Raw genomic sequence first — 1845 nt, 5'->3', positions numbered from 1 at the left:
TAACTGTGGGGTTTAGTTTATTCGGTAATATCTTTAATGCGTAATTCTTTAGGAACTTGGAAGAAAACATCTTCTTGTAAACCTTTAAGATTACTTACTTTCGTAACACCATTTTGTTCTAAAAAGGCAATTAATTCATGCACTAAAATATCTGGTGCAGAGGCTCCGGCTGTAATACCAATTTTTTGTACACCTTCTAACCAAGATAATTGTACATCTTGCATACCATCGATTAAGTATGACTTAGTGCCAAGACGATTACCTAATTCGGCTAGACGTGATGAGTTTGAAGAGTTTTTAGAGCCAACTACAAATAGAATATCAACTTGCGTCGCTAAATCACGGACTGCATTTTGACGATTTGTTGTTGCGTAACAAATATCGTCTTTACGCGGACCTTCAATATGAGGAAACTTTTCTTTGAGAGCGACAATAATTTCTTTAGTGTCGTCTAAAGATAAAGTGGTTTGGGTCATATATACTAGAGGTAAACTTGGGTCTAACTCCAGTTTTTCGACATCAGCAACATTTTCTACTAAATACATTTTAGAAGTATCTGATACATATTGCCCCATTGTACCAATCACTTCAGGGTGTCCAGCATGTCCAATCAGAATTGCATTTACCCCTTTGCGAGCCGCTCGGCTCACTTGCATATGCACTTTTGTTACTAAAGGGCAAGTAGCGTCAAATACTGTTAGTTGGCGCGTACGTGCTTCTTGACGTACTGCTTGTGATACGCCGTGTGCCGAGAAAATCACAATACTGTGATCTGGCACTTCATCTAATTCTTCAACAAAAATCGCACCGCGAGTTTTTAAATCGTCAACAACGTAGCGATTATGCACTACTTCATGACGTACATAAATAGGTTGATCGAAGTTTTCGAGTGCTAAATTTACAATTGAAATCGCACGATCAACTCCAGCACAGAACCCTCTTGGGTTGGCTAAAATAATTTCCATGTGCATTGACCTGAAAAAAAGTGTGAACCATTACACAAATCGCGATAATTTAGGTTCTTTTCTTTGATAAAAATCTTATAATAAAGGTAGCAAAAGCTACAACGAGTTAAATTATTTCTTTTCGGCTTTATATTTTACAATAAGTTCGGGAAAAATACCTAAGACGTTACATCGTAACTCGAGTTTAACTTGCCAGCTGTGCTAATTATAGGAGTCCTTTATGAAATTTTTTTCTGCTACTAATTTAAACCATGCTTTTCCTCATCAACCATTAATGCGTGAATTAATAGAAGTGATTTACACTTACTATCAAGCAACTAAAGAACAAAAACCAAGTAAAAGAGTTGAAACCTTTACCGAACTATTTAATAACTATGATGCTTTAAATTTAACGCAAAAAGTTTCAGCTACTTTAAGAAGCATCGCCGCGCAAGAACATGCTGATTTAGATGTAGGTGAAATTCCAGCTTTATTAAATAAAGTTATTTTTAATGAACTTGAAGGTAATAATCTAGACTTAGCTCGTACCGAATACCATTTCCATACATATGATATTCATATTGTATTTGCAAACAAAGAAACTTACATTTATCTTTTAGAGCAAGTACCAGAGCAAGCACATAAAGACCAAGATCCAGAGCCTTTAAATGATACCGAGTTTGCGTATGATTTACAAAATCTTACACAAGTAACTCTTTTACCTGGACAAGGAGTAATTATTCCTCCATCAATTGCTCACTTTGCAGGTTTTAAAGGACAAGCGAATCAAGGTAACATTGTTAAATGTGTAGTTAAAATTGATGCTCGTTATGCGCAAGAGTTAAATTTAGCATAAAGAATTAGAGCTATTAGCTAAATCATTAAACGCAAGATCCCCCAA

The 1845-nt window shown here is 35.5% G+C and carries 2 protein-coding genes; one reads left to right on the top strand and one right to left on the bottom strand.

Going from position 1 to position 1845, the window contains the following annotated elements:
- Positions 1-17: 17 nt before the first annotated feature.
- Complete coding sequence (ispH, locus tag CKF58_RS07240) at positions 18-965, bottom strand: 4-hydroxy-3-methylbut-2-enyl diphosphate reductase (protein WP_119532444.1); 948 nt, start codon at positions 963-965, stop codon at positions 18-20.
- Positions 966-1185: 220 nt separating this feature from the next.
- On the opposite strand from ispH, the gene CKF58_RS07235 reads away from it, so the two are divergent.
- Positions 1186-1800, top strand: coding sequence for a YhcH/YjgK/YiaL family protein (locus CKF58_RS07235; protein WP_119532442.1), 615 nt, complete (start codon positions 1186-1188; stop codon positions 1798-1800).
- The last annotated feature ends 45 nt before the right edge of the window (positions 1801-1845 follow it).

Source organism: Psittacicella hinzii, from assembly GCF_003585935.1.
Lineage (GTDB): Bacteria > Pseudomonadota > Gammaproteobacteria > Enterobacterales > Psittacicellaceae > Psittacicella > Psittacicella hinzii.
This window is presented reverse-complemented; position numbering and strand designations above follow the sequence as displayed.

Excerpts from the sequence above, each read along its gene's own strand:
- CKF58_RS07235 (WP_119532442.1), top strand. The coding sequence starts at position 1,186 with ATGAAATTTTTTTCTGCTACTAATTTAAACCATGCTTTTCCTCATCAA.
- ispH (WP_119532444.1), bottom strand. The coding sequence starts at position 965 with ATGGAAATTATTTTAGCCAACCCAAGAGGGTTCTGTGCTGGAGTTGAT.